Annotated in this window: 19 protein-coding genes; 12 read left to right on the top strand and 7 right to left on the bottom strand. The window is 57.6% G+C overall.

Going from position 1 to position 21,095, the window contains the following annotated elements; all coding sequences use genetic code 11:
• The 11 genes from ACILQA_RS03175 to ACILQA_RS03225 all read left to right on the top strand — a co-directional run.
• Window positions 1-1,261 (top strand): ABCB family ABC transporter ATP-binding protein/permease (locus ACILQA_RS03175; RefSeq protein ID WP_395628383.1); only part of this gene is annotated, 1,261 nt, incomplete at its 5' end.
• A gap of 79 nt (window positions 1,262-1,340) precedes the next feature.
• Window positions 1,341-3,107: a DNA helicase RecQ gene (gene recQ, locus ACILQA_RS03180; RefSeq protein ID WP_395628384.1), complete on the top strand. Its 1,767-nt coding sequence runs from the start codon at window positions 1,341-1,343 to the stop codon at window positions 3,105-3,107.
• Window positions 3,108-3,213: 106 nt separating this feature from the next.
• A complete protein-coding gene (locus tag ACILQA_RS03185) occupies window positions 3,214-3,645 on the top strand; it encodes a TIGR01244 family sulfur transferase (protein WP_395628385.1) in 432 nt (143 codons plus the stop codon).
• Entirely contained in the window at window positions 3,645-4,073 is a 429-nt protein-coding gene (locus ACILQA_RS03190) for a hypothetical protein (protein WP_395628386.1), read from the top strand. The genes ACILQA_RS03185 and ACILQA_RS03190 overlap by 1 nt, the downstream gene beginning before the upstream one ends.
• Complete coding sequence (locus tag ACILQA_RS03195) at window positions 4,066-4,962, top strand: sterol desaturase family protein (protein ID WP_395628387.1); 897 nt, start codon at window positions 4,066-4,068, stop codon at window positions 4,960-4,962. The genes ACILQA_RS03190 and ACILQA_RS03195 overlap by 8 nt, the downstream gene beginning before the upstream one ends.
• A gap of 66 nt (window positions 4,963-5,028) precedes the next feature.
• Window positions 5,029-6,615, top strand: coding sequence for a GMC family oxidoreductase (locus ACILQA_RS03200; RefSeq protein WP_395628388.1), 1,587 nt, complete (start codon window positions 5,029-5,031; stop codon window positions 6,613-6,615).
• A 41-nt stretch (window positions 6,616-6,656) separates the two neighbouring features.
• Window positions 6,657-8,063: a threonine synthase gene (gene thrC, locus ACILQA_RS03205; protein WP_395628389.1), complete on the top strand. Its 1,407-nt coding sequence runs from the start codon at window positions 6,657-6,659 to the stop codon at window positions 8,061-8,063.
• Window positions 8,064-8,066: 3 nt separating this feature from the next.
• Complete coding sequence (locus ACILQA_RS03210; RefSeq protein ID WP_183942171.1) at window positions 8,067-8,945, top strand: class I SAM-dependent methyltransferase; 879 nt, start codon at window positions 8,067-8,069, stop codon at window positions 8,943-8,945.
• Between the two features lie 8 nt (window positions 8,946-8,953).
• A complete protein-coding gene (locus ACILQA_RS03215) occupies window positions 8,954-9,322 on the top strand; it encodes a dihydroneopterin aldolase (RefSeq protein ID WP_395628390.1) in 369 nt (122 codons plus the stop codon).
• Entirely contained in the window at window positions 9,319-10,074 is a 756-nt protein-coding gene (locus tag ACILQA_RS03220; RefSeq protein ID WP_395628391.1) for an SDR family oxidoreductase, read from the top strand. The genes ACILQA_RS03215 and ACILQA_RS03220 overlap by 4 nt, the downstream gene beginning before the upstream one ends.
• A gap of 464 nt (window positions 10,075-10,538) precedes the next feature.
• Window positions 10,539-12,080 (top strand): DEAD/DEAH box helicase, encoded by a 1,542-nt coding sequence (locus tag ACILQA_RS03225; RefSeq protein ID WP_395628392.1) that lies wholly within the window; start codon window positions 10,539-10,541, stop codon window positions 12,078-12,080.
• Between the two features lie 59 nt (window positions 12,081-12,139).
• Here the strand turns inward: ACILQA_RS03225 and purH are convergent, their stop codons facing one another.
• The 5 genes from purH to ACILQA_RS03250 form a co-directional block, all read right to left on the bottom strand.
• The gene (purH, locus tag ACILQA_RS03230) at window positions 12,140-13,729 is read right to left on the bottom strand and encodes a bifunctional phosphoribosylaminoimidazolecarboxamide formyltransferase/IMP cyclohydrolase (RefSeq protein ID WP_395628393.1); all 1,590 of its coding nucleotides are present in this window, start codon (window positions 13,727-13,729) and stop codon (window positions 12,140-12,142) included.
• A gap of 4 nt (window positions 13,730-13,733) precedes the next feature.
• Window positions 13,734-15,452 (bottom strand): heparinase II/III family protein, encoded by a 1,719-nt coding sequence (locus tag ACILQA_RS03235; protein WP_395628394.1) that lies wholly within the window; start codon window positions 15,450-15,452, stop codon window positions 13,734-13,736.
• Complete coding sequence (gene rpe, locus ACILQA_RS03240; RefSeq protein ID WP_183942163.1) at window positions 15,449-16,111, bottom strand: ribulose-phosphate 3-epimerase; 663 nt, start codon at window positions 16,109-16,111, stop codon at window positions 15,449-15,451. Before rpe ends, ACILQA_RS03235 begins: the two co-directional genes overlap by 4 nt.
• Window positions 16,112-16,171: 60 nt before the next feature.
• Entirely contained in the window at window positions 16,172-16,702 is a 531-nt protein-coding gene (locus tag ACILQA_RS03245) for a GNAT family N-acetyltransferase (RefSeq protein WP_395628395.1), read from the bottom strand.
• 149 nt (window positions 16,703-16,851) lie between these two features.
• Entirely contained in the window at window positions 16,852-18,120 is a 1,269-nt protein-coding gene (locus ACILQA_RS03250) for an RsmB/NOP family class I SAM-dependent RNA methyltransferase (protein WP_395628396.1), read from the bottom strand.
• A 137-nt stretch (window positions 18,121-18,257) separates the two neighbouring features.
• Here ACILQA_RS03250 and ACILQA_RS03255 point away from each other — a divergent pair, with 137 nt between their 5' ends.
• Window positions 18,258-18,422 (top strand): DUF1674 domain-containing protein, encoded by a 165-nt coding sequence (locus tag ACILQA_RS03255; RefSeq protein WP_395628397.1) that lies wholly within the window; start codon window positions 18,258-18,260, stop codon window positions 18,420-18,422.
• Window positions 18,423-18,483: 61 nt separating this feature from the next.
• On the opposite strand, the gene ACILQA_RS03260 is transcribed toward ACILQA_RS03255, so the two are convergent.
• Window positions 18,484-18,885 carry an acyl-CoA thioesterase gene (locus ACILQA_RS03260; RefSeq protein ID WP_395628398.1) on the bottom strand — a complete coding sequence of 134 codons (402 nt, stop codon included), beginning with the start codon at window positions 18,883-18,885 and terminating at the stop codon, window positions 18,484-18,486.
• On the bottom strand, window positions 18,882-20,966 hold the full coding sequence (locus ACILQA_RS03265; protein WP_395628399.1) for a S9 family peptidase: 2,085 nt from the start codon (window positions 20,964-20,966) through the stop codon (window positions 18,882-18,884). Before ACILQA_RS03265 ends, ACILQA_RS03260 begins: the two co-directional genes overlap by 4 nt.
• Window positions 20,967-21,095 lie beyond the last annotated feature (129 nt).

Genomic DNA, 21,095 nt, shown 5'->3' on the forward strand with positions numbered 1-21,095 from the left:
TATCATGGTGGTCAGCTACATCGCCTACACCACCGTCATCACCAACTGGCGCAACAAATTGCGCGAGGAAATGAACGAGTTGGATACGCAGACCGTCGCAAAGTCGGTCGACAGTCTGCTCAATTATGAAACCGTCAAATATTTCAACGCCGAAAAGCGCGAGACGCGGCGCTATGCTGAAGTCGTCCATCATTATGCGAACGCCGCCGTCAAATCGGAAAACTCGCTTGCTGCGCTGAACATCGGGCAGTCGCTGATCACCAATGTGATGATGGCAGGCGCCATGGGCTATGTTGTGTGGGGCTGGTCGCGCGGGCAGTTTACAACCGGCGACGTTGTCACCGTCAACACTTTGTTGGCGCAGCTTTTCCGGCCGCTGGATATGCTTGGGATGGTGTATCGCACCATTCGCCAAGGCCTCACGGATATGGCCGCGATGTTCGACCTGATCGATACACCCGCCGAAATCACCGATAAGCCCGGTGCGCCTGCCTTGGCCGTGTCGGGCGGCGCGGTGGCGTTTGATGATGTGCGCTTTGGCTATGACACCGACCGGCAAATCCTGAATGGCGTCAGCTTCAAAATTGAACCGGGGCATACGCTTGCGGTGGTCGGGCCGTCGGGCGCCGGCAAGTCGACCATTGCCCGGCTTCTATACCGTTTTTACGACATCACCGGCGGCCGCATTACCATCGATGGGCAGGACCTGCGCGATGTGACGCAATCCAGCTTGCGCAGCGTCATCGGCATTGTGCCGCAGGACACCGTGCTGTTCAACGACAGCATCGGCTATAATATCGGTTATGGCCGTGAGGGATCGAGCCAGACCGAAATCGAGGAGGCCGCACGCGGCGCATCGATTCACGGCTTTATCGAGTCATTGCCGGAGCAATATGCCGCCAAGGTCGGCGAACGCGGGCTAAAACTGTCCGGCGGCGAAAAGCAGCGCGTGGCCATTGCGCGGACGTTGTTGAAAAATCCGCCGATCCTGATCCTTGATGAAGCAACCAGCGCGCTCGATAGCCGCACCGAGTCCGAAATTCAGGCGACGCTTGAACGCATTTCGGAACGCCGCACGACAATCATCATCGCCCACCGGCTGTCGACCGTCGTCGATGCCGACCAGATCATGGTTTTGGATGCCGGGCGCGTTGCCGAACAAGGGACGCATAACGAACTGCTGCGCAAAGGCGGCCTTTATGCCGAAATGTGGGCACGGCAGCAAAGCGAAGCCGAAGAAGAAGCCATCCCACCGGCATAATCGCACGCTATCCACAAGCGACTTGGTTTGAACACAACTGCACTCTGTCACTGACACTTCAGTCACGCTAGGGCGTGGCATGGCCCCCGTCGCTTCGTCCCCCACCCCATCTGATGTGTTGCACCGCATTTTCGGCTTTCCCGAATTTCGCGGACAGCAGGAACAGGTGGTGTCACGGGTGCTTGCGGGTCAACGCACCTTGGCCATCATGCCAACGGGTGCAGGCAAGTCGTTATGTTACCAATTGCCCGCGGTCATCATGGACGGCACGTGCATTGTCATTTCGCCGCTCATCGCGCTGATGCATGACCAAATGCGCGCGGCTGACGCCGTTGGCATTCGCGCGGCAACGTTGACATCGGCGGATGACAACCGCGCAGAAACGATCAGCCGGTTTCGCGCTGGCGAACTCGATCTGTTATATGTCGCGCCGGAACGGGCATCGGGGCAAGAGTTTCGCACCCTGTTGCGTGAGACCAAAATCGCGCTGTTTGCCATTGATGAAGCGCATTGCGTTTCGGAATGGGGGCATGATTTCCGCCCGGACTATCGCCTGCTGCGTCCATTGCTCGACGACTTTGCCGAAGTGCCGCGCCTCGCGCTGACCGCGACCGCAGACACCCACACGCGCGACGATATTGCCGAGCAACTCGGCATTCCGCGCGATGGCGTCATGGTGGCAGGTTTTGACCGGCCCAACATACGCTATGCCGCCGAGGCCGCGCCGAACAGCGGCATCGCTGCATTGGTAAAAAGCCTGCCGGGCGCGGGCATCGTTTATGCGCAAACCCGTGACCGCACCGAAAAAATTGCGGCCCAAATCGCAGAAACCGGCCGCAAGGCGCTGTATTATCACGCGGGTATGGAGCCGCAGACACGGGCGCGGGCGCAGGCAGAGTTTGTGTCGTCCGAAGACATGGTGATGGTGGCGACGGTGGCGTTTGGCATGGGGATCGACAAGCCCGATGTGCGCTTTGTCGTGCATGCTGGCCTGCCGAAATCTATCGAATCCTATTATCAGGAAAGCGGCCGCGCCGGACGCGATGGTGACCCGGCGGTGGCGCATATGTTGTGGTCCGCCGGCGACTTCACCCGCGCCCGCATGCGCCTGAACGAGCTTGCCCCCGAACGGCGTGAGGCGGAATTGGCGCGCGTTGCCGCGTTGTCATATCTGGTCGAAACGGCGGGATGCAGGCGCGCGGTGCTGCTGCGTCACTTTGGAGAAAGCCCAGCTGAATCATGCGGCAATTGCGACAATTGCCTGAATGCCCCCGACGTTCATGACGCCACCGAACTGTCGCGCAAGCTCTTGTCCGCCGCCTATCGCACCGGGCAGATGTTCGGCATGGGCCATTTGGAAAAGGTCCTGACGGGCAGCAAAGATGACCGCATCACCCAATTGGGGCATGACCAGCTTTCGGTGTTCGGAATTGTCAGCAAGGCAGAGGCAGCGATGCTTAAGCCCTTGTCTCGCGCCTTGCAGGCACGCGGGGCAATGGTGGCAAACGAACATGGCGGTTTGAAATTGGCGGGCGATGCCCGCGCCATCATGCGCGGCGATCAAAATATCCAGATTGCGATCGTAAAGCCGGACACCAAACGCCGCGCTGGTCGACCGGACAATCCCATTGGCAATCCATTGTTCGAGGCGCTGCGTGCCAAGCGCCGTGCGCTGGCCGAAGCTGTGGGCGTGCCGCCTTATGTTATTTTTCACGACGCAACTTTGCGCGAGATGGCATTGACCAAGCCAACCAACATCCACGCCTTAGGCCGAATTAGCGGCGTCGGCGCACGCAAGTTGGAAGCCTATGGCGAAGATTTCCTATCGGTCATCGCGCAGTTTTAGCGGGGCGTTTCTGGCCAATGCGCGGTCCATTCTTGTTATCGATTGCAGATTAAAATAAGGCGAAGGGCAGATGACCGCTTTGTGCGGCAAATGATAGGATTTGCTGATGTTCCGTAAGTTGACAGACACGTTTTTCGCCGCACCGCAAATCAGCCTTTCCGACGTGGCGGAGGCGAAAGCCGCGGGCATTTCATTGATCATCAACAACCGTCCCGAAGATGAATCCGCCGACCAGACATCAGGCGCCGAAATCGCCGCCGCGGCGCAAGCTGCCGGCATCGCTTATGTCGCCATTCCTGTGACACATGCCGGCTTTGCCGAATGGCAGGTCACGGCCATGGCCGATGCCATTGAAAATGCAGACGGCAAGATATTGGCCTATTGCCGGTCAGGGACCCGATCGACTTTGTTATGGGCATTGGCCCGCGCGGCGAAGGGCGATCATCCCGCCGTCCTTTCGGAACAGGCTGCTGACGCAGGCTATGATCTGTCGCCCGTTGCAGCGATGATGGATATGTTGCGCGGACGGGCTTCTTGATGGCAGAATTGCTGCAACTGGCAGGGTCGATTGCATCGATTTTGTTTATCGCATGGCTCGCACGGTTTTGGCGCTTGGGCGGTGATGTCCGCATCCACAGCGAAGCGCAGGCGCGTGACATTGCCGAAGAAACGCTCTGTGGGTTCAATCCCGTAGATATCGCAATCGACAAGGCGGGTATCGCGGCATTGCTGCGTGACGATCAGGGCCGGCACATGCTCATCCGTCGCCACGGTGTGCAATGGGCCGGACGTTTGCTCGACAGGCACAGCGAATCCCGTTTGGACCAGAATTTTCTCACCATCGGAACCGGCGAGAAGACATTTGGAACCATTACGCTCAATTTGGGTGAACACGCACCGTCATGGGCATCGGGCCTTCGGCATTTGAACAACGGTCCGCATAGAACGGGAAATACGCATGCCTGAACTTTTCAGCCCAGTGGATTATGCCATTCCGGCGTTCATCATCCTCATCATCGCAGAAATGCTGTGGGCACGCAGCCGTGCGCCAGAGAAATATGAACCGCGCGACACCTTGACGTCACTCGCGCTCGGCACCGGCAGCACCGTTGCAGGCGCGCTCACCGGCGCGTTGGTTTTCAGTCTGGCGATGTGGATGTACGAGAACCGCCTGTTCGACATTGGCTGGGTGTGGTGGGCGTGGCCCTTATGCTTTGTTTTGGACGATCTGGCTTATTATTGGGCGCATCGCACCGGACACCGCGTCCGCTGGTTTTGGGCCAGCCATGTAAACCATCATTCAAGCCAGCACTATAATCTCTCCACGGCGCTGCGTCAGACATGGACCGGTTTCATTGCCCTTGGCTTTATCTTCCGCATTCCGTTGGCGCTCATCGGGTTTCACCCGGCCCTGCTGCTTTTCGTGGGCGCATTTAACCTCATTTATCAATTCTGGATCCATACCGAAGCCATCGGCAAATTCCCGCGCTGGTTCGAATATGTGATGAACACCCCAAGCCACCATCGTGTGCATCACGCGACCAATCCCCGCTATCTTGATCGCAATTATGCGGGCGTTTTCATCATCTGGGATCGCATGTTCGGGACCTTTACCGAAGAAGTAGATAGCGAAAAAATCCGCTACGGGATTGTCCGGCAACTCGGGACATTCAACCTGTTGTGGAGTGTGTTTCATGAATGGGTCGGGATATTCCAAGACCTCTGGTCGGCGCCATGGCGTCACAAATTGTCGTACCTTGTGCGCGAACCGGGGTGGAGCCACGATGGCAGCCGCGAAACATCGGGCACCATCCGTGCACGCTGGCTTGAAGCGCAAGAGGCAAAGGCCGAATAGCGCTATTTACACTCTTGCCAGTATTTAATCGTCCGCTTAAACCTTTGCGTTAGAGGAGCAGGCAACATGGACGAATTTGATATCATCGTGATTGGTGGCGGGTCAGCGGGGAGCGCTGCAGCTGGTCGTCTTTCGGAAGGTGGCAAATATAAGGTCTGCCTGATCGAGGCCGGCGGCACCAACAACAATATGTTGATCAAAACGCCTGGTTTCATGCCGTTCATTCGCAACGGGTCTAACTATAAATATGAAACCGTTCCGCAAAAGGGCCTGAATGGCCGCACCGGATATCAACCGCGCGGCAAAGGTCTTGGCGGGTCGAGCGCGATTAACGCGATGGTCTATATCCGTGGCCACAAATATGATTATGACAATTGGGCCGCATTGGGTTGCGATGGCTGGTCCTATGACGACGTATTGCCATATTTCAAACGCTGCGAAGACAATGAACGCGGTTCTGATGCCTTTCACGGATCAGGCGGGCCGCTGTCTGTTTCTGACCAACGCTGGCCGCAGGCCGGCAGCCTTGCCTTCATCGAAGCGGCTGCCGAGTTGCAGTTGCCGGTCAATAATGACTTCAACGGCGCGACGCAGGACGGCTTTGGCCTGTATCAAGTCACGCAAAAAGGTGGTGAACGCTGGACCGCAGCGCGCGCCTATGTCGAACCGGCACGCGACCGGATGGAAGTCATTACCGGCGCATTGACCGAAAAGATCATCGTCGAAAACGGACGCGCCACAGGCGTTGTCATTCGCCAAGGCCGAAGCAAAAAGCGTACGATTAAGGCACGCGGCGCTGTCATTTTGTCCGCAGGCGCATTTGGATCGCCGCAAATTTTGATGTTGTCGGGCATTGGCCCGGCCGACCATCTGCGCAGCGTTGGTGTGGATGTTGTCCATGATAAGCAAGCTGTCGGCGCCGACCTGCAAGATCATATCGATTATGTCTCCAGCTTTGAAACACAGTCAAAGGACGACTTTTTCGGGGATTCGCTGGCCGGCACCGCAAAGATGGTCAAAGCGATTATCGAACATCGCCGCAAGCGCACTGGCGTAATGACCACCTGCTTTGCCGAAGCGGGCGGATTTTGGCGTTCGGACGCAAGCTTGCCAGCACCCGACATTCAATATCATTTCGTCCCCGCCATGTTGGAAGACCATGGTCGCTCCAAGGTGAAGGGTCACGGGTTCAGTTGCCATGCCTGCGTCTTGCGGCCCGAAAGCCGTGGCACGGTGCGCCTCGCATCAACCGATGCAAGTGCGGCCCCGCTGATTGACCCCGCATTTTTGAGCGACGATCGCGACATGGCCACATTGCGCAGCGGCGTGCGCGCCATGCACCGGATTTTCGAAGCACCTGCGCTTGCCGCTTATGGTGGAAAGAATCGCCATCCTGTTGATCTGAATGACGATGCTGCCTTGGATGATCTGATCCGCAGTCGCGCAGATACCGTATACCATCCCGTCGGCACGTGCCGCATGGGGGGCAATGCGGACGATGTTGTCGACCCGCGCCTGAAATATCGTGGCATCGAAGGGCTGTATGTCGCGGATGCCAGCATCATGCCGCGCCTTGTTTCCGGTAACACAAATGCGCCAAGCATCATGATTGGTGAAAGATGTGCCGAATTTGTCCGTGCTGATTTGCAATAATCTTGCCTAAATGCGGCGTCGCGGGTAACCGCGTGCGCGCTATGACGATTAACGGAACAGATTATATCAGCACCCGCGGCAACGCGGACGCGCTCGATTTTGCAGGCGTCACCCTAACGGGTCTGGCCCGAGATGGCGGACTTTACGTCCCGCGCCATTGGCCGCAATTTTCGACAGAAGATATAAAAGCGATGCGCGGACTGTCTTATGTCGAGTTGGCCGCGCGCGTTATGGCGCCCTTTACAGCGGGTGTGTTGAGCGAGGCTGAACTCAAGGGCCTGTGTGCGACGGCTTATGGTTCATTTGCGCATTCGGCGACAACGCCACTGGTGCAACTTGATGGGCAACACTGGTTACTTGAACTTTTTCACGGGCCAACCTTGGCGTTCAAGGACGTTGCGCTCCAATTGCTGGGCCAATTGTTTGAACGCTTCTTGTCGGGCACAGATAAAAAACTGACCATTGTTGGCGCGACATCCGGAGACACAGGATCAGCAGCCATCGATGCCGTTGCCGGACGCGCACAAATCGAAATTTTCATGCTGCACCCGCATAACCGGGTCTCTGACGTCCAGCGGCGGCAGATGACAACCATCCTTGCGCCCAATGTCCACAACATCGCGATTGAGGGCAGCTTCGACGACGCGCAGGCGATGGTAAAGCGGATGTTCAGTGACAAGGACGTCAATGGCCCGCTAACTTTATCGGCCGTAAACTCGATCAACTGGGCCCGCCTGATGGCGCAGGTGGTATATTATTTCTACGCCGCACTTCGATTGGGCGGACCTGAGCGTAAAATTGCCTTTTCCGTCCCGACCGGAAACTTTGGCGATGTGTTTGCCGGCTATGTTGCCGCGCAAATGGGCCTGCCGATTGAACAGCTGATCGTCGCCACCAACATCAACGACATTTTGCATCGCGCCCTGTCAAAGGGTGACTATTCGGTGTTGGGCGTAACCCCGACCGCATCACCATCGATGGATATTCAGGTGTCGAGCAATTTTGAACGGCTCTTGTTTGACCTTGAAGGTCGCGATGGATCGACCACCGCAGCGCGGATGAAATGGTTCGAGAAAATGGGCAAAATGGTTCTGTCGCCCGACATGCGGAAAAAATCTGCATTGCTGTCGAGCGCGCGCGCCGATGCGGACCAGATGGCCGCTGCCATGCGCTGGGCCTATGGCGCGGCGGACCAGATTATCGACCCCCATACCGCCATCGCACTGCACGCAGCGCGGGCGTCGGGCATCAAACCGGAAACGCCTATCGTCACATTGGCAACCGCGCATCCCGCCAAGTTCCCGGACGCAGTAGAAAAGGCAACCGGCGTTCGCCCTGCTTTGCCTGCGCGTGTCTCGCATCTGTTCGACCGCGAAGAGCGCTTTGATGTCTTGCCCGGCACATATGACGCCGTGCGTGACTATGTGCTTGCGCGCGCCGTTCGCTAAAATATGGAACAGAATTTCGTCACCCTGATCAGCGAGCCGCGCAGCGATTACACGCTCATCGATTCGGGCAATGGGCGCAAATATGAATCCTATGGTGACCGCCGCTTCATTCGGCCGGAACCGCAAGCGATGTGGGCGCCTGCGCTCGACGAATGGCCCGCAGATGCCGAATTCGTTCCCGGATCCGACGATGACGGCGGCGGGCGTTGGTACAACAACAAACCCGTTCCTATGGATGGCTGGCCGCTCGCATGGAATGATGAGGTGCACTTTACCGCATCCTGCACGCCATTCCGTCACCTCGGCTTTTTCCCGGATATGGACCCGGTGTGGCGGTGGATGCGCGGACAGTTGGCAGGCGTAACCGATCCCGTCGCGATGAACCTGTTTGGCTATACCGGCGTTGGCACCCTCGCTTTGTCAGCAGCGGGCGCGCAGATGGTGCATGTCGACGCGTCGAAGAAATCGGTGGCGCAGGCACGGTCCAATGCCGAAATGTCGGGCATGTCCGACCGTCCTATTCGCTGGATCGTCGACGACGCCGCCAAATTCGTTGCGCGTGAAGTCCGCCGCGAAAAGCGTTATGACGGCATATTGCTGGACCCACCCAAATATGGTCGCGGTCCCGACGGCGAAGTGTGGCGGCTTGAGGAAGACCTGCCCGAACTGATCGCCAATTGCCGCAAGTTGCTTGATGCGGAATCAAAGTTTCTATTTCTGACCGTCTACGCCGTGCGCATGTCTGCGCTGGCGTTGGGTGGGCTGTTGGAATCCCATTTTGCCGACCTTGGCGGCAAGGTTGAATTTGGTGAACTCGCGGTGCGTGAACAGGGCCGGGGCATGCTTTTGCCTACGGCCATTTTCGCCCGCTGGTCACGTTAAGGAGTGATATGACCGATAGCCTCATTCTCGAAGTACATGACCTTGTCGTCAATGTGCTGACAGGCATTTACAGCCAGGAAACGCACCTGCCCCAGCCGCTGCGTATTTCGATTAGCGCAACGTTGGATATGGCTCCGCATTATGCGCCAGACACACCGTTGTCGGCCTCGAAAAATTATATGACACTGAAAGAGGCCGCAACGCTTTTGCCCAATGATGTGCACTTCACGCTGATCGAAGCGGTTGCCGATCATATCATGGATAATTTATTTGCTGACGACCCACGCATCAGCCACCTCGTCGTCAAAATCGTGAAACTCGCCATCGCCGAAGATAATGAATCGATTGGCATTACAATGTCGCGGAGCCGCAAGTGACAACGGCGCCGCTTGCAATTGTGACGGGCGGCAAGCGTCGGCTGGGTGCCGAAATCGCGTCAAAACTTGCGGGCGCGGGTTACGCGTTGGCACTGGTTAGCCATCTCGATTCACCGCCCGAAGAAACGCTTCTGGCGACGCTGCAAGAAAATGAGAGCGAATGGCATCCTTTTACGTTTGATTTGAGCACCGGTAACCCCGCCCATCTCGTTGACACCATAATAACGCATTTTGGCCGCGCACCCCAGCTGCTGGTGAATAACGCCGCGATGTTTGGGCAGGATGATTGGGAGTCGATGTCGTTCGAAACGCTGGAAGCGCATTTCCGGCTGAACCTCTTTGCGCCGCTCCTGCTGGCCAAAGCCGTTGTCGATGCTGCGGGCGCTGACATGCGGCCGGCAATCGTCAACATTCTCGACCAGCGCGTCGTCAATCCGCACCGTGACCAGATTAGCTACACGCTCTCCAAGCAAGCGCTCGCGGCGTCGGTACGGTCCATGGCTGCATCATTTGCAGGGCGCGCACGCTATAATGGCGTCGCGCCCGGGCTCGTCATATCAACCGATGACTATAGCGCAGAACAAGAGGTGCGATTGGCGGGCATGATGCCACTGGGCGCGCTTCCATCGCCATCCGCTGTCGCCGATGCCGTGATCTATTTGGCGAAGGCGCAAGACGTTACGGGGCAAATCATCTTTGTTGATGGCGGAGCGCATCTCAAAAGCTTCGACCGGGATTTCATGCACCTTTAACGCACGCGCCAGACCATGATCCCCTTGCCTTTTGCGGGCAGCGGATCAAGCTCCGCATCATGAGGGCAGAGCGCAAGGCAGTTAACGCTCTGCAAAACCTGCGAACGAAGTGCCGTCATAGGTGGTGAAGGGCGCGTTCTGGACGGTCGTTATGCCCGTATCGGTCGCGACTGATTATTGCGCAAAAGCACAAATAACTTGCGTTTGGTGCCCCATTAAGCCAATAGGCCGCCAAGCGCATGAGGCGAGCGGACGATACCGCCGCAGTATTGGCAGCGTGAGGGCCGCAACAAGTGGCCTCGCCAATCGAACAAGATGCGTAAGCTTAGAGGCTTCCCATATCACGCAGGGTTGTTTCCAACGGGTCAGCATAAGCTGCTCCCGAACACCTGCTGTTGCGCCCATGCGGTCCTGTTTCAAGGATCTGCATCATGGGGCTGCGACGACTATTTGAAAGTATATATATGTCTTTTTTCCAAGACCTGGGCCTTGCCCAACCTATCCTTAAGGCGCTTGAAGCCGCGGGATATGATACCCCGACGCCAATCCAGCAACAGTCGATCCCGCCATTGCTGCAAGGCCGCGACCTGTGCGGCATCGCACAGACCGGAACCGGCAAGACTGCGGCGTTTGCTTTGCCATCGTTGCACCATTTCGCAACAAAGCCAAAAGCGCGCCAGCAATATAGCTGCCGTATGCTTGTGCTGTCGCCAACCCGCGAACTTGCGGCGCAGATCGCCGACAGCTTCCGCACCTATGGCAAGTTCCTTGGTCTGAAGGTGGATTGCGTCTTTGGCGGCATGCCCATTTTCAGCCAGAAAAAACGTCTTGCTGGCGGCGTGGATATTCTGGTCGCGACACCGGGCCGTCTCATCGATTTGATCGAGCAACGCGCGGTGACACTCAAGGACGTCGAAATCTTCGTCCTTGATGAAGCGGACCAGATGATGGACCTTGGTTTCATCCACGCATTGAAGCGTATTGACCAATTGCTGCCAAAGCAGCGTCAGACATTGTTCTTCTCGGCAACCATGCCAAAGGCGATTGCTGAATTGGGCAACCGTTTCCTCAACAATCCTGTGCGTGTGTCGGTTGCACCTGCGTCCACCACAGCGGAGCGCGTTGAGCAATTCGTGACCTTTGTCGAACAGCGCGAAAAGCAGACTTTGCTAACGCTCAAGTTGCAAAGCGAAGAGATTGACCGCGCACTTGTGTTTACGCGTACCAAGCATGGTGCGGACCGCGTTGTGCGTGGGCTTGCTGGCGCCGGCATCCAATCCGCCGCCATTCACGGCAACAAAAGCCAGGGCCAGCGTACCGCTGCGTTGCAGGCATTTCGTGACGGCAAAATCAAAATCCTCGTCGCAACCGATATTGCTGCGCGCGGCATTGACGTTCCCGGCGTAAGCCATGTGTTCAACTTCGAACTGCCCAATGTGCCTGAACAATATGTGCACCGCATCGGCCGTACCGCGCGTGCGGGCCGTGAAGGCATCGCGATGAGCTTCGTTGCGGGTGACGAGCGTGGCTATATGAAGGATATTGAGCGTCTAACGGGCGTACGCGCCATGACACTTGGTTTGCCTGAAGGCTTCCGTGCAGCTGTTGCCGCATTACCACCCCCCGTTGCGGACAAGAAACCGCAACAGGCCCGTGGCGGTCGCGGTGGCGGTCACCCCGGTGGCGGTCGTACCAACTATGCTGGCAAGAAATTGGGTGGCAACAATGGCGGCACTGGTTTGAACGGCGAAACCCGTAACCGGACGCATACACCACAAGGTGGATGGCAGCCAGCCATCGGACCGCGTGACGGCAGCCGTGAAGGTAGCCGCGATGCGCGTCCACGTAATGACAATGCCCCAAGCGGTGACCGTCGTCCTACCGCCGACCGTGCATTTGCCGCGCGCAGCGAAAACCGTCGCGATCCCGGCGCTCCGGCGCGGAACTATGGTCCTAAAAAGGGCGGTAACGGAAACTACAGAGGTTCCGTGAAACGCGCTGGGTAAACCACAGCAATAACGACTGGCCGTCCCCCTGAAACCCGTTCAGGGCGACGGCTTGGTCATCAATGCCGGAAGTGGCGCATGCCGGTGAAGACCATGGCCAGACCAGCCGCGTCGGCAGCGGCGATCACTTCATCATCCCGCATCGATCCGCCCGGTTGAATGACTGCTGTGGCGCCCGCTTCAGCGGCAGCCAACAAGCCATCGGCAAACGGGAAAAACGCATCTGACGCCACTGCGGATCCAACGGTACGCGGCGTTGCCCAACCATAAGTTTCGGCGGCTTCGGTGGCCTTAATCGCGGCAATCCGCGCGCTGTCGCGTCGGTTCATTTGGCCTGCGCCAATACCCGCGGTTGCGCCATCCTTGGCATATACAATTGCGTTCGACTTTACATGCTTGGCCACGGTCCAGGCAAAGCGGCAGTCGGCCAGTTCCTGTACCGATGGTGCACGCTTGGTCACTACCTTGAAATCGCTGTCGGCAACATGGCCGTTATCGCGCGACTGCACCAGTAGCCCGCCCGTTATCGGCTTAATCGACAAGCCGCCGCGCTTTGGATCGGGCAAATCGCCCGTCAACAAAAGCCGCAGATTCTTTTTCTTTGCGAATACCGCCTTTGCGGCATCATCCGCCGATGGCGCGGCAACGACTTCCGTAAAAATTTCGGTGATGGCTTCCGCAGTGGCACCATCCAGCGGGCGGTTAACCGCAACAATGCCGCCAAATGCCGACACGCTGTCGCACTCGAGCGCCGCGCGATACGCGTCGATTAAGGTGTCGCCTGTTGCCACACCGCAGGGGTTGGCGTGCTTGACGATGACGACGGTAGGCGGTCCGTCGCGAAACTCGCTGACCAGTTCAAGCGCCGCATCAGCGTCATTATAATTATTATAGGACAGCTCTTTGCCCTGCACCTGTTCGGCTTGGGCAATCCCCGATCCATGCGGACCGACGGGCACATACAGAGCCGCGCGCTGATGTGGGTTTTCGCCATAGCGCAATTCGGTTTGGCGATTTCCGTTCACGGCAAGCATATCGGGGAACAGCTGCTGCTGATCCGCAAAAGCGAACCATTGGCTGATCATGCTGTCATATGCTGCGGTCGCCGAATAGGCTTTGGCCGCACATTTACGGCGGAAGTCATAGCTTGTTTTGCCGCCGCTTTCTTCCAACTCCGCGATCAGATTGTCATAATCGGATGGGTCGGTCAGGATCGTGACATAAGCGTGGTTCTTCGCGGCGCTGCGCACCATCGACGGTCCACCAATGTCGATATTCTCGATAATTTCATCGCGTGACGCGCCCTTGGCGACGGTTTGTGCAAAGGGATAAAGGTTCACGACGACAAGGTCGATTGCGCCAATGTCATGTTCTTTCATCGACGCTGCGTGTTCGGCATTGTCACGTACCGCGAGCAATCCGCCATGCACTTTGGGATGCAGCGTTTTGACGCGGCCGTCCATCATTTCGGGAAAACCTGTAAGCTCGCTAATATCCTTCACCTGAAGCCCTGCATCACGCAGCGTCTTGGCGGTGCCACCGGTGGAGACCAGTTCGACATGGCGCGCAGCCAAAGCATGCCCAAGTTCAACCAATCCCGTCTTGTCCGAAACGGACAATAGGGCACGCTTAATGATGACGTCTTGCATAAATTTATCCTAAATGGCGGAGCTGCCAGCCGATGGTGACGCCGCCTGTACCAGTGTCCGTGGTAATCACAAGTTGGCGGGTGGGGTGGGGACGACCATTTTGGTCAACCCAGAGACTGTCATCCACAGATAATTGACCGTCAGATGCCATAAATGCCCAATTGCTGCCATCGGCCATCCGCAAAAACACCGCTTGTGGACTGTCGGAAGCGACGATTTCGATTTCTGGCCCAAGATGGAACCGGATATGCACCGGCACGCCTTCTTTAGGTTTGTCCCGGGGCAGCAAAGTGTCTTCTCCGCGCAGATCCATGCCGTCGGAACGCAGGATCAACAATCGCGCATGACTATAGCCAAAGGTCCGGACGTAACCGTCATGGCTGGCCTCAATACGGGTCGCCTGATCAATATCGCGGCGTTCAAGCCCCACTTCGACAACACCTTTGCCCAATTGGCCGCCGGGCAGGATGGCCGTCGAGTTGGTGTCATTCACGCATAATGTCGAATGCGCCGCCGTGGTCCGAAGCCCGCGCGCCAACGCAGCGGGTATCGTCGCGCCGACAAGCGCCGCGCCACCGCAGTTTACAATCACGCGCTGCCCACCGTGCGACAATTCAAACGCAAGCGTTGAGGCGCAGCCTGACGCGGACTGACGCGCCAGTGGCGGGGGACCTGCATCCAGCAGTAACACGGACTTGCCCGCAGAAACGCGCTGATAACCCCAATCGAGCGCCTGCCGATGTGGTCGCGCGCGCACTTCGCTGGCCGCCACCAGCGCATCGATATGTTCCGCACCCATATGCGCCGACCCTTGCCACGCGCCAAGGCCGCCATCGGCATGGGTAAGGCCAAGCAACGCTGGCACGGCCCGCCCGAGCGCTTCGAGCAGGAATACAGGCACCATCTCGCTGCGCGCCGCATAGCATTGCTTGAGCAGGCTGAGCAGGCCGATCAATTCCATAAGTTGAACTGGCGAACGCGAGACGACGCCGCCGTCGGGGAAAATGGTCGCCCGCAACGATTCAGCCAAGCCGTTCTCGCCAACGGCGCGGCGCACCTTGCCCTCTGGCAACAAAAGCGATGCCGCGACAACGCCTGCCCAGCCCACGGTCTTACCGAAATGGCTTTGTGCACGCGGGGCTGTTTGGTCGAGATGGCGCGCAACCCGGGCGAAATGATTGATGACGCGCGCACGGTAAATGGGGTCCGCACTGCTGAGCAGAAACGGCGATCCCGCTGCCATATTCATCAAGCGCCACGCACAATTGTCGACGCGCCATGCCGGCTCACGCGTTTTCATGCCATTGGCCAGCAACCATGCATCGGCAATTTGCGCTGCGACCGGTGCACCTTCGCCGCGATTGGTCGCCGCGGACAAATCACGCAACCAATCAAATCGGTGGATATAGTCGGTCAGCGACGGCTGAAGCGCGAGCTTGTCATAATCCAACCCGTCGAACGCCTGTTCAAAACCCTGATAATGGAATTTGCCCATGCGCAGCGCCTGCCCGCGCCCGGCATCGCCTTTTAGGGGATCGTTCGGCACCGCGAGCAAGCGCATGGGAACCTTGCCCGTCAGCCTGCCGCTATGCAGCGGCGTGCGCCATGTTAACTTGTAAAATTCGAGAGAAAGCCGCTCGAGAAGATTTTGGCCCGCGCCTTGGGGCCTGACAATCAACGCCGCTTGCCGTTGCCCATTGTCGCCTTCATCGCCGTCGGTCATTCACCCCTCAGCGCCAAAATATTGGCCGCATATTGGCCCGCGCCACCCTTGAAAGTCGCGGTTCCAGCAACCAACGTGTCCGCCCCTGCCGAAATCGCCAGTGGCGCCGTTTGCGTTGTGATGCCGCCATCAACTTCCAACCGGATATCGCGGCCTGTTTTGTCGATCATCTTGCGAATGGCTTCAATTTTGCGCAGCTGGCTTGAAATGAAGCTCTGGCCACCAAAACCGGGGTTGACGCTCATCACCAGCACAAGGTCGATGTCGTCGATAAGATAATCCAGCATTTTGGCCGGCGTGTGCGGATTGAGCACGATACCCGCCATCTTACCCAGCGACTTGATCAGCTGCACGGTGCGATGCGGGTGCGGCCCGGCTTCGGGATGGAATGAAATGATATCCGCGCCAGCCTCTGCAAAATCCTGCACATATTGGTCGACCGGCGAAATCATCAAATGCACATCAAACGGCTTTGCGCTGTGTGGGCGAAGCGCCTTTACCACCGCAGGGCCAATGGTGATGTTGGGGACAAAATGTCCGTCCATAACATCAACATGAATCCAGTCACATCCGGCGGCATCAATGGCCCGCACTTCTTCTCCTAATCGGGCAAAGTCAGCGGACAAAATCGATGGCGCAATGCGAACAGGGCTGGTCATATTTTGCGTTTAGACGCTGGACCGCGCATGGGCAAGCGAACGGACCGCGTTATACACAGCTTATCGCACGCTTTGGCGCGGCTCACGGCGGTAAACGAACAGGTCACCGATCACATCATGCGACTCCGCAAATTTGGTGAAGCCAAGCTTCGCTGCGACATTATGCGAAGCTGCGTTGCCACGGTCGATGATGCAGCGGATTTCGCCCAAGTTCGTTGCGTCTGCCCAACCAAGTATCGCGGTCATCGCCTCGGTCGCGTAACCCTTGCCCCAGGCATCGGGCGTAAACGCCCAGCCAGCTTCGGGAAAGCCTTCGAGATCGCTGATGCCGCGTTCAAATTGCGCCAGCCCGCCATTGCCGACAAAGCGTCCGCTCTCGCGCTCGACAAAGGCCCAATAGCCATAGCCGAACAGCGACCACATGCCGATGCCCTGAAGCATTTTCATCCAGCTTGTATTGCGGCTGCGCGGCTCGCCGCCAATAAACGCCGTCATACGCGGGTCAGCCCAGGCCGCCGCATAATCTTCCCAATGCGCGCGCGTCATGGGTTCGATGGAGAGGCGTTCGGTCGTGAGTGTTGGCGCTGTCAATGTCTTCCCCTCCGATCATAGCGTAGCCCTGAGCAGCATCCGCTTTGCGGGTGCGTCCGTCGAAGGGCGCTTTGCAAACGATAACCGCCCTTCGACTTTTCGCCAGCGCTTGCGCGCTGACGGCTCAGGGCTTCGGTATTTTTTGTACCTTAACCAGCCCGTAAGAACCGCGCCACGAAAAATCCATCAAGCCCACCCTGATCGGCAAGCATTGGGGGCATGGTGCGGACGTGTCCATGTGCATTGGCAACGACGCCCGCTGGCAATTCGTCCGCGGTCGCCGCCAAAGTTGTATATTCCGGCTGCCGCGCAAGAAACGCCTCTGACTGCGCCTCGCCCTCATGCGGTTCAAGCGAACAGGTCGCGAAGACCAAGGTGCCGCCGGGCTTCAACCATTGCGCCGCACGGTCCAGCATGGCGCTTTGAATCGCGGCGAGATTGTTGATGGCTTTCAAATCAATGCGCTGCAGCACATCGGGATGGCGCCGCATCGTGCCCGTCGCACTGCATGGCGCATCCAGCAATATCGCGTCAAACAACTGCGCCGGTTTCCAATCCATGACGTCCGCATTGACGCGCTCAGCATTTAATTGCGTGCGTTCCAGATTGGCCATCAGACGGTCCATGCGCCGGGCACTGTTATCCAGCGCGGTCACGGTAAAACCCGCGGCCGAAAGCTGCATGGTCTTGCCGCCGGGGGCCGCACATAAATCCAGCGCCCTTTTGCCCTGTCCATCACCCAGCAGACGCGCCGGAAGGCTGGCAGCGAGATCCTGCACCCACCATGCGCCTTCGTCATAGCCATCGAGTTCTTCAATGGCGGTTCCACGCGGTAAGCGGACATGACCGGGCATCAGGCTGACGCCGCCGAGCCGCTCTGCCCACGCCTGCGTGGCCGTCGCATCGCGCAAGGCAAGATCAAGCGGCGGCGGTTCTGACAATGCGGACTGTGCGCCTGCAATCATCTCGTCGCCCCATACCGGATTCCAGCGCATCATCACAGCCTCTGGCAGCGACGGCAGATCGGGCAGGGTGGCTTCGGCCCGCAAGAGCGACCCCAATACGCCATGCACCAGTCGCCGTGGTCCGCCATCAACCAGCGGAAGCGCCGTCGCAATCGCAGCATGGGCGGGCGTGCCCAGCCGCAATATTTGCGCCAGCGCCAGCCGCAATACCATGCGTGCCTTGGCATCATCCGGCAGTGGCTGTTTGGTTTTGCTGTCAATCAACTGGTCGAGATCCACCGACCAGCGCAGCGTTTCTTGCGCAATGGCGATGGCGAGCGCGCGGTCCGGCGGCGATAGCCCTTTGGTCGCATTTGCCGTTGCCTGATCCAACGGCGTGCCCATGCGCATAACGGTATCAAGTAACCGCAATGCGGCGCGGCGGGTCGGAAGTCCGGAAATTTCTTCAGTCATGCAAAGCGCACTAGGCGTCTGCGCCAAACAAGGGAAGAGCGGTTCGATGTCAGGCCCATACGCAGCTTCACCTTGCAAACGGGTGCATCTGCACCGATGTAGGGCTTAACCGAACGCGCTTTCGAAGGAGAAGCTTAATGGGCACGCGCCCTTCACATGTCAAAGCACCCGATTATCTGTCGAAAAGCCCGCCTGTGCCGGTACCGAAAGCGGTTGATCGCGAACCCGAACCAGATGCAGAAAGACTGGACCCCGTGCGTTATGGCGATTGGGAATTGAAGGGCGTGGCGGTCGATTTTTAACGCGCCTATCGTTCCATCGATATTCCGGCATATCATAGACTGGGCGACCTAGGGTCAGGACCTAATGATGCACGCCCATAAACGGCGCTGACACTTCGGACCGAACGCGCACCAATCGCCCGGTCGCTTTATCAATCATCGCCCAAGTCGTATTTGCCCGCACAATGACCTTGCCCGCGGCATCGACAAAATCCACCCGCCGGTCAAATTGCGCACCCTTTGGCTCGCTTTCAATCCAAGTATTGGCGGTAACGCTTTGCCCGGGGCCGACATTGCCGCGATAATCAATTTCATGCCGGGTCACGACCCAGAAATAGGCCGCGATATGTTCCGGCGCTCCAACCGCCTGCCAATGCGCTGTCGCCATGTCCTGAATCCACCGCACCCACACGGCGTTGTTGACGTGGCCAAGCTCGTCAATGTCATCTGGTTGCGCGGTAAAGATGCGCGTGAATGGGGTCATTTTTGTGATGATGCCATCCCCATTTGCCAAATGATGAACGCGGCCTCTTCGGCATTTTCGCGCAACCGCTCGAACCGTCCAGACTTGCCGCCATGGCCCGCGCCCATGTTGGTTTTGAGCAGCAGGACATTGTCGTCGGTCTTCATATCGCGCAGCTTGGCGACCATCTTTGCAGGTTCCCAATAGGTCACGCGCGGATCATTCAATCCAGCGGTCCACAGCATGGGCGGGTAAGCCTTTGCCGCGACATTGTCATACGGGCTATAGCTGCGAATATAGTCGAACGCGGCCTTGTCGGTGATTGGGTTGCCCCATTCGGGCCATTCGCCTGGCGTCAGCGGCAGATCCTTGTCGAGCATCGTGTTGAGCACATCGACAAAAGCCACATGGCTGACAACCGCGCCAAATAATTCAGGTGCCTGATTGACCACCGCGCCCATCAATTCGCCACCAGCCGAACCGCCGCTTGCGGTAACCTTGCCTTTGCTGGTGAAGCCCAAATCGATCAGGCCCTTTGCCGCATCGACAAAATCGTTGAACGTGTTGGTGCGCTTGGTCAGTTTGCCGTCCAAATACCATTGATAGCCAAGGTCATCGCCGCCGCGAATATGCGCGATGGCATAAGCAAAGCCGCGATCGACCATCGACAGCCGGTTGGCGCTAAAGCCCGGCGGCATCGCGTAACCATAGGCGCCATAAGCATAGAGATGCAGCGGCTGGCTGCCGTCTTTTTTGAAACCCTTTTTGGTCAGGATGGAGACCGGCACCTTGGCACCATCGCGCGCCGTGATCATCACGCGTTCGGTCACATATTGCGCAGGATCATATCCGCTGGGGATTTCCTGCACCTTCAATGTTTCCAAGCGGCCATCGGCCAGATGATAGTCAAACACCGTGTCAGGCGTGACCATCGATTCATAACCCAGCCGCAGCTTCGTCACATCATATTCGGGGTTATCGCCAAGGCCCGCATCATAGCTGGCCTCAGGGAATTTGATTGGCTGCACCTTGTTGGCATCCGCATAATCGCGGATTTCAACTTGATCGAGGCCATCAATCCGGCCTTCGGTCACATAGAAGTTTTTGAACAGCGACAGCCCCGTCAAATAATGGCGGTCAGACCCTGCAATCAGCGTTTTCCAATCGCTCGGTGCCTTCATGCTGGCGGTCGCGACGCGGAAGTTCACATGCTCGTCGTTGGTCAAAACATACAAAGTGCCATCGCGGACATCGACGCTATATTGGCGTCCCGTCTTACGCGGCGACACCATGATCGGTGTTGCAGTCGGGTCGCTTGCTGGAACCAGCCGCACTTCGCTCGTGACATTGTCGCCCGTACCAATGACGATCCAATCCTCTTGGGCGGTCAGACCGACACCAACGCCAAAGCCGATGTCTTGTTCCTTATAAAGCAACTTCGCTTTGGTCAGATCTTCACCCAGCCGGTGGTACCACGCATTGTCGGTGCGCCAGTTTTCATTGGCAAGGCCATAGACAACGCCTTTGCTGTCCGATGACCAGACAATGCCCGACAATGTGCCCGGGATGATGTCACGCAACTTTTCGCCGGTTTCCAGATTGCGAAAATGCAGGTCAAACCGTTCCGACCCGTTATCGTCGTAAGCATATGCCAATATTTTGCCATCGGGGCTGATCTCTGCAGCACCAAGGCGGAAATAGGCTTTGCCCTTGGCGAGTATATTTTCGTCGAGGATGAGTTGATCGGCACCGCCGGCAACTGCCTTGCGATAATGCTTGCGATATTGCGCGCCTTCTTCGAATTTTGACCAATAGATATAGTCGCCATCCTTTTGCGGGACCGAGCTGTCGTCTTCTTTGACGCGGCCTTTCATTTCCTGAAAAATGGTTTCGGTCAGCTGCGCTTGCGGTGCCATCTGTGCTTCAAAATAGGCATTCTCGGCATTCAGATGCGCGAGTATCTCTTTATCGTCGATCGTCGGATAACCCGAATCGCGCAGCCAATGATAATCATCGGTAATTATAACCCCGTGCCACGTGGCACTGTGCGGGCGCTTTTCAGCAACTGGGGGCTTAATTTCACCGGCGGTTTTTTCAGTCATAATGGCTTTCTGGGCAAATGCGGGCGAGGATATTGCAGCAATCGCAACAATGAGTGGGAGCAATGCTTTCATGAGAAGACTTCCTCGCTTATATGGTCTGCACAACCATATGAACGGAAGTCCAAGATG

It is taken from the genome of Sphingorhabdus sp. (assembly GCF_044239005.1).
Classification (GTDB): domain Bacteria; phylum Pseudomonadota; class Alphaproteobacteria; order Sphingomonadales; family Sphingomonadaceae; genus Sphingorhabdus_B.

Excerpts from the sequence above, each read along its gene's own strand:
- ACILQA_RS03185 (WP_395628385.1), top strand. The coding sequence starts at position 3,214 with ATGTTCCGTAAGTTGACAGACACGTTTTTCGCCGCACCGCAAATCAGC.
- ACILQA_RS03210 (WP_183942171.1), top strand. The coding sequence starts at position 8,067 with ATGGAACAGAATTTCGTCACCCTGATCAGCGAGCCGCGCAGCGATTAC.
- ACILQA_RS03215 (WP_395628390.1), top strand. The coding sequence starts at position 8,954 with ATGACCGATAGCCTCATTCTCGAAGTACATGACCTTGTCGTCAATGTG.
- ACILQA_RS03255 (WP_395628397.1), top strand. The coding sequence starts at position 18,258 with ATGGGCACGCGCCCTTCACATGTCAAAGCACCCGATTATCTGTCGAAA.
- ACILQA_RS03260 (WP_395628398.1), bottom strand. The coding sequence starts at position 18,885 with ATGACCCCATTCACGCGCATCTTTACCGCGCAACCAGATGACATTGAC.
- rpe (WP_183942163.1), bottom strand. The coding sequence starts at position 16,111 with ATGACCAGCCCTGTTCGCATTGCGCCATCGATTTTGTCCGCTGACTTT.
- ACILQA_RS03265 (WP_395628399.1), bottom strand. The coding sequence starts at position 20,966 with ATGACTGAAAAAACCGCCGGTGAAATTAAGCCCCCAGTTGCTGAAAAG.
- ACILQA_RS03200 (WP_395628388.1), top strand. The coding sequence starts at position 5,029 with ATGGACGAATTTGATATCATCGTGATTGGTGGCGGGTCAGCGGGGAGC.
- ACILQA_RS03235 (WP_395628394.1), bottom strand. The coding sequence starts at position 15,452 with ATGACCGACGGCGATGAAGGCGACAATGGGCAACGGCAAGCGGCGTTG.
- purH (WP_395628393.1), bottom strand. The coding sequence starts at position 13,729 with ATGCAAGACGTCATCATTAAGCGTGCCCTATTGTCCGTTTCGGACAAG.
- ACILQA_RS03190 (WP_395628386.1), top strand. The coding sequence starts at position 3,645 with ATGGCAGAATTGCTGCAACTGGCAGGGTCGATTGCATCGATTTTGTTT.
- recQ (WP_395628384.1), top strand. The coding sequence starts at position 1,341 with ATGGCCCCCGTCGCTTCGTCCCCCACCCCATCTGATGTGTTGCACCGC.
- thrC (WP_395628389.1), top strand. The coding sequence starts at position 6,657 with ATGACGATTAACGGAACAGATTATATCAGCACCCGCGGCAACGCGGAC.
- ACILQA_RS03225 (WP_395628392.1), top strand. The coding sequence starts at position 10,539 with ATGTCTTTTTTCCAAGACCTGGGCCTTGCCCAACCTATCCTTAAGGCG.
- ACILQA_RS03250 (WP_395628396.1), bottom strand. The coding sequence starts at position 18,120 with ATGACTGAAGAAATTTCCGGACTTCCGACCCGCCGCGCCGCATTGCGG.
- ACILQA_RS03195 (WP_395628387.1), top strand. The coding sequence starts at position 4,066 with ATGCCTGAACTTTTCAGCCCAGTGGATTATGCCATTCCGGCGTTCATC.